The sequence below is a fragment of the Escherichia sp. XD33 genome, assembly GCF_019375075.1.
GTDB classification, from domain to species: domain Bacteria; phylum Pseudomonadota; class Gammaproteobacteria; order Enterobacterales; family Enterobacteriaceae; genus Enterobacter; species Enterobacter flexneri_A.
Genome location: NZ_JAENDM010000100.1, coordinates 1 through 5,482, shown reverse-complemented (window position 1 = coordinate 5,482; position 5,482 = coordinate 1). Strand labels below are relative to the sequence as shown.

6 protein-coding genes, 1 tRNA gene and 2 pseudogenes are annotated in these 5,482 nt (G+C 47.3%); 5 read left to right on the top strand and 4 right to left on the bottom strand.

Translation table 11 applies throughout. The features are described from left to right. Positions 1-387: pseudogene (locus K0778_RS24610) on the top strand (hypothetical protein); the annotation flags it as partial. 47 nt (positions 388-434) lie between these two features. Here the strand turns inward: K0778_RS24610 and mltD are convergent. Together mltD and gloB are read right to left on the bottom strand one after the other, a co-directional pair. Continuing rightward, on the bottom strand, positions 435-1,793 hold the full coding sequence (mltD, locus tag K0778_RS24605) for a murein transglycosylase D (RefSeq protein ID WP_000644685.1): 1,359 nt from the start codon (positions 1,791-1,793) through the stop codon (positions 435-437). A gap of 71 nt (positions 1,794-1,864) precedes the next feature. Continuing rightward, positions 1,865-2,620, bottom strand: coding sequence for a hydroxyacylglutathione hydrolase (gene gloB / locus K0778_RS24600; RefSeq protein ID WP_001052715.1), 756 nt, complete (start codon positions 2,618-2,620; stop codon positions 1,865-1,867). Positions 2,621-2,653: 33 nt separating this feature from the next. Here gloB and K0778_RS24595 point away from each other — a divergent pair, with 33 nt between their 5' ends. Then, on the top strand, positions 2,654-3,376 hold the full coding sequence (locus K0778_RS24595) for a class I SAM-dependent methyltransferase (RefSeq protein WP_001326702.1): 723 nt from the start codon (positions 2,654-2,656) through the stop codon (positions 3,374-3,376). Here K0778_RS24595 and rnhA read toward each other — a convergent pair. Further along, positions 3,373-3,840, bottom strand: coding sequence for a ribonuclease HI (rnhA, locus tag K0778_RS24590; RefSeq protein ID WP_000917883.1), 468 nt, complete (start codon positions 3,838-3,840; stop codon positions 3,373-3,375). The two genes, K0778_RS24595 and rnhA, sit on opposite strands and share 4 nt — an antisense overlap. A gap of 64 nt (positions 3,841-3,904) precedes the next feature. Between rnhA and dnaQ the strand changes: the two genes are divergently transcribed. The 3 genes and pseudogenes from dnaQ to K0778_RS27980 form a co-directional block, all read left to right on the top strand. Next, on the top strand, positions 3,905-4,636 hold the full coding sequence (gene dnaQ, locus K0778_RS24585; protein WP_001340895.1) for a DNA polymerase III subunit epsilon: 732 nt from the start codon (positions 3,905-3,907) through the stop codon (positions 4,634-4,636). Positions 4,637-4,768: 132 nt separating this feature from the next. Next, a tRNA-Asp gene (locus K0778_RS24580) sits at positions 4,769-4,845 on the top strand. Positions 4,846-5,172: 327 nt separating this feature from the next. After that, positions 5,173-5,241, top strand: a pseudogene (locus K0778_RS27980) (hypothetical protein); the annotation flags it as partial. A 16-nt stretch (positions 5,242-5,257) separates the two neighbouring features. Here the strand turns inward: K0778_RS27980 and K0778_RS24575 are convergent. After that, positions 5,258-5,482: IS1 family transposase (locus tag K0778_RS24575; RefSeq protein WP_024169623.1), on the bottom strand; the 225-nt coding region annotated here is incomplete at its 5' end.

The following is a 5,482-nucleotide window of genomic DNA, read 5'->3' as shown; positions in this document are numbered from 1 at the left end:
GGCCATGGTGCGTGCGTTGAACAGGATGACAAAGGCTGGGATGCCAGAAAGCGTGCGTATTGCCTGAAAATCCAGCCAGCTACAGGGTCGTTCGCACGAAATCTTATTTATTCAACAAAGCCCTCTCACGTACGAAACTACGCCAGCGGTGAGTGGTTGACGTTAATCAATGAAGCCAATCTGATAGTTGATAATTTAATTACAGATAAGTTACCGCTGGAATTTTCTTCATGGGTCGCGAGAATGCGTACGCCAGAAGCGTTAGTAGACGCTATTCGCATTTACCAACAGAGCGCATCGACAGAGGTGAGAACGTATTTTGCCTTGCAGAATGATGGCTTTTTCACCAGTGATATCATCATGGTAGATGCACATAAAGCGGCATAAATAAAAAAGGCACCGGGGGAATCGGTGCCTTTTTATTATCTGGTTTGTCAGGAATCTGGCATGTTGTTGTTTTTCACAAACAACGTCAGCTTATCGCCTGGTTGCAGATTCGCAGTGTCGCTGTTCCAGCGCATCACATCTTTGATGTTCACGCCGTGGCGTTTAGCAATGCTTGAAAGCGAATCGCCTTTGCGCACACGATACGTAATGCTATCGCTGTTGTTTGCCAGTCGCTGTGCGCTACTGCCTGCACCAATCGTCAAACTTTGGCCTGGCTTCAGCTTAGATCCGCGCAGTTTGTTCCACTGCTGCAAATCTTTAGTGCTTACGCCGAGACGTGAAGCGATACTTGAAAGCGTGTCGCCAGAGCGTACGGTGTAAACACGGCTGTTAAGCGGCGTATTGTCGGCAACCAGCGTCGACTGTACAGCAGCAATTTCGCCTGAAGCCAGAGATTCACGCAGTTGATCTGCATGCTTCTTTGGCACCATCACGTACTGCGGGCCACTTGCGCCCAGCGTGGAGCCTTTTACGCCAGCGTTGAATGTCTTCAGCTTGCTGACGGAAATCCCCGCCATATCTGCTACCTTCGCCATTTCAACCGGGCTGCTCAGGTGCACACGCGCCAGAGCACGGCTTTCATCGGTCGTTGGCAGACGTACGCCATAACGCTTGCTGTTTTTGAGAATATCACTCAATGCCAGCATTTTAGGCACGTACTGCTTCGTTTCCTGCGGCAACGGTAACGACCAGAAGTCCGTGGATTTCCCACGCGCTTTGTTCGTTTTAATTGCCTTCATGACCCGACCTTCGCCGCTGTTATAAGCCGCTACGGTCAGAAGCCAGTCGCCGTCAAACATTTTGTTCAGACGCTGCATCATATTCAGCGCGGCAGTTGTTGAAGCAACAACATCGCGACGCGCGTCATAATTGCGGGTCTGTTTCAAACCATAATTGCGCCCCGTGCTCGGAATGATCTGCCAGATGCCTGCGGCATTGGCGCCAGACGTTGCGTGAGGATCAAAAGCGCTCTCCACTATGGGTAGTAGTACCAGTTCCATAGGCATGTTACGTTTTTTAACTTGCCCTGCTATCCAGTACATATACGGCTCTGCCCGTAAAGTTACATCGTGGAGATAGCTCTTATTGCGTAAATATTTCTGTTTCTGTTCGCGAATCCGGTCATTTTCCGGAATTCCCATCTTTAGCTCGTCGCCAATGAAAGCCCACAAGTCACCATCTGGCGCGATAGACGTCCCATCGTCCATCCATCGTGCCTGACTTGTAAACTTTGCTGCTTCCCCTTGACCAGCTGCAGAAAGGCTCTGTGCGTGCTGTTGAACGTTGCCGGTACTCTGGCAACCCACGAGCAGGACAGAGGCGAGTAATATCGCTTTTGCCTTCATGTGTGTGTCAATAGTTGCTTAAAAGACGACCGATCATAACGGCGAACGGAGCCGATGACAAGAAAGTTTTATCAGAACCTATCTTTCTTTGACCTTAACCATGCAAAACGCTCTTCAGGTTGTTGCAATAATGTTTCTTCATTAATTACATTAATTAAATCAATATCTTCCGTTCTTAAAAAAACATTAATTTGCCGCTCATTTTTCAGAATTACGGGTAGTGTTATTTGATTTTTTGCCCGTAACTCCTTAACTTTACGATAATAATCATTTATGGACAAATCGTGCGGAAGAATACTCAAAGCAAACTTCATATTTGATAAGGTATATTCATGAGCACAACATACCAATGTATCGTCAGGTAACGCACTTAACTTTTTAAGTGATTGATACATTTGTGATGCTGTCCCTTCAAACAACCGACCACACCCACCAGAAAACAGTGTGTCGCCGCAAAATAGATAAGGTTTACTGAAGTAACAGATATGTCCTAAAGTGTGACCCGGCGTAGCAATTACACTAAATTCATGCCCCAAAACGAAGGCAGTTTCGCCATCTTTGACTACCTGTGTTGTTCCCTTATCTTGTGTCTCTTGTGGACCATACACCACAATTTGTGGAAACTTTTCCACCAGTTCTTTTACGCCGCCAACGTGATCGTGGTGATGGTGGGTGAGAAATATGGCCTCCGGTTGCCAGTTATTGGCGGCAATGGCGTTTAATACTGGCTCTGCGTCTCCGGGATCGACAATCAGGCAGCGACCTGCTTCATCATTCAAAACCCAGATGTAATTGTCATCAAAGGCGGGAATACTGTTAAGATTCATAGATTACCTCTCAGTGTGAAACGGAAGGTTGTGATGAAACCGGCAAGAGTCCCTCAAACTGTCGTGGCTCCTGATTGCTGGGGCGATTTGCCCTGGGGAAAGCTTTATCGCAAGGCGCTGGAGCGCCAGCTCAACCCGTGGTTCACTAAAATGTATGGTTTTCATCTGCTTAAGATTGGCAATTTAAGCGCAGAAATCAATTGCGAAGCGTGCGCGGTTTCTCATCAAGTGAATGTTTCTGCGCAAGGAATGCCCGTCCAGGTACAGGCGGACCCACTTCATCTTCCTTTTGCCGATAAATCCGTTGATGTTTGTCTACTGGCACATACATTGCCGTGGTGCACCGATCCGCATCGTTTATTGCGTGAAGCCGATCGGGTATTGATTGATGATGGCTGGCTGGTCATTAGTGGCTTCAATCCCATCAGTTTTATGGGATTACGCAAACTTGTGCCGGTATTGCGCAAAACCTCGCCCTATAACAGCCGGATGTTTACTCTGATGCGGCAGCTGGACTGGCTCTCTTTGTTGAATTTTGAAGTGCTACACGCCAGCCGTTTCCACGTTCTCCCGTGGAACAAACACGGAGGAAAACTATTGAATGCGCATATTCCTGCGCTTGGTTGCTTACAACTTATTGTTGCCCGGAAACGGACTATTCCTTTAACGCTAAATCCGATGAAACAGAGTAAAAACAAGCCACGAATTCGCCAGGCGGTTGGAGCCACCCGGCAATGTCGTAAACCACAGGCTTAAACTTCAACTTGGTAGCCTGTATCTTCCAGTGTGGGATTCATCGCCGCGGCACGAGCCAGTTCATCACAGCGTTCGTTTTCCGGGTGTCCGGCATGGCCTTTAACCCATTCCCATTTGATTTGATGCTGCCCCAATGCAGCATCAAGACGTTGCCAGAGATCGACATTTTTTACTGGTTTTTTGTCTGCGGTTTTCCAGCCACGTTTTTTCCAGTTATGGATCCACTGGGTGATACCCTGGCGGACATACTGGCTGTCGGTACTCAAAATGACTTCGCAATGTTCTTTTAACGCCTCCAGCGCGACAATAGCGGCCATCAACTCCATACGGTTGTTGGTGGTGCGGGTGTAGCCAGCGCTAAAGGTTTTCTCGCGTCCGCGATAGCGTAAAATAGCGCCGTAACCCCCAGGTCCTGGATTGCCCAGACACGAACCATCGGTGAAAATTTCTACCTGTTTAAGCATCTCTGGTAGACTTCCTGTAATTGAATCGAACTGTAAAACGACAAGTCTGACATAAATGACCGCTATGAGCACTGCAATTACACGCCAGATCGTTCTCGATACCGAAACCACCGGTATGAACCAGATTGGTGCGCACTATGAAGGCCACAAGATCATTGAGATTGGTGCCGTTGAAGTGGTGAACCGTCGCCTGACGGGCAATAACTTCCATGTTTATCTCAAACCCGATCGGCTGGTGGATCCGGAAGCCTTTGGCGTACATGGTATTGCCGATGAATTTTTGCTCGATAAGCCCACGTTTGCCGAAGTAGCCGATGAGTTCATGGACTATATTCGCGGCGCGGAGTTGGTGATCCATAACGCAGCGTTCGATATCGGCTTTATGGACTACGAGTTTTCGTTGCTTAAGCGCGATATTCCGAAGACCAATACTTTCTGTAAGGTCACCGATAGCCTTGCGGTGGCGAGGAAAATGTTTCCCGGTAAGCGCAACAGCCTCGATGCGTTATGTGCTCGCTACGAAATAGATAACAGTAAACGAACGCTGCACGGGGCATTACTCGATGCCCAGATCCTTGCGGAAGTTTATCTGGCGATGACCGGTGGTCAAACGTCGATGGCTTTTGCGATGGAAGGAGAGACACAACAGCAACAAGGTGAAGCAACAATTCAGCGCATTGTACGTCAGGCAAGTAAGTTACGCGTTGTTTTTGCGACAGATGAAGAGATTGCAGCTCATGAAGCCCGTCTCGATCTGGTGCAGAAGAAAGGCGGAAGTTGCCTCTGGCGAGCATAAATACCTGTGAAAGGCGCTAAAAATAGCGACTTGGGCGATTTTTGCAGCAAACGATTCAAAAGATGAGAAAAACCGTTGACGAAGGTCGAGGCAATCCGTAATATTCGCCTCGTTCCCAACGGAACACAACGCGGAGCGGTAGTTCAGTCGGTTAGAATACCTGCCTGTCACGCAGGGGGTCGCGGGTTCGAGTCCCGTCCGTTCCGCCACTATTCACTCATGAAAATGAGTTCAGAGAGCCGCAAGATTTTTAATTTTGCGGTTTTTTTGTATTTGAATTCCACCATTTCTCTGTTCAATGATTTTACTCTGGCGTAGGTGCGTGATTCTCGCTTGTTGTCTCATTCATTAAAATTCAATAATGATATCGAACCATTCAGCTTAAATATATTTCTAGAGAATAAATTTATATTGATTAAATGAATGTATATTTCAAATTGATTTTGTTTGTTATTATTTAAGTGAGGTATATAATTAGAGTCCGTTATCAATGCTAAATATTCTAATCATTATGACAGGCGAGGGAGTGTCCAATTATGAATTCAAAAAAGCTTTGTTGCATATGTGTGTTATTCTCGCTGCTTGCAGGATGTGCCTCTGAATCTTGGTAATGACTCCAACTTATTGATAGTGTTTTATGTTCAGATAATGCCCGATGACTTTGTCATGCAGCTCCACCGATTTTGAGAACGACAGTGACTTCCGTCCCAGCCTTGCCAGATGTTGTCTCAGATTCAGGTTATGCCGCTCAATTCGCTGAGTGTAACGCTTGCTGATTACGTGCAGCTTTCCCTTCAGGCGGGATTCATACAGCGGCCAGCCATCCGTCATCCATACCACGACCTC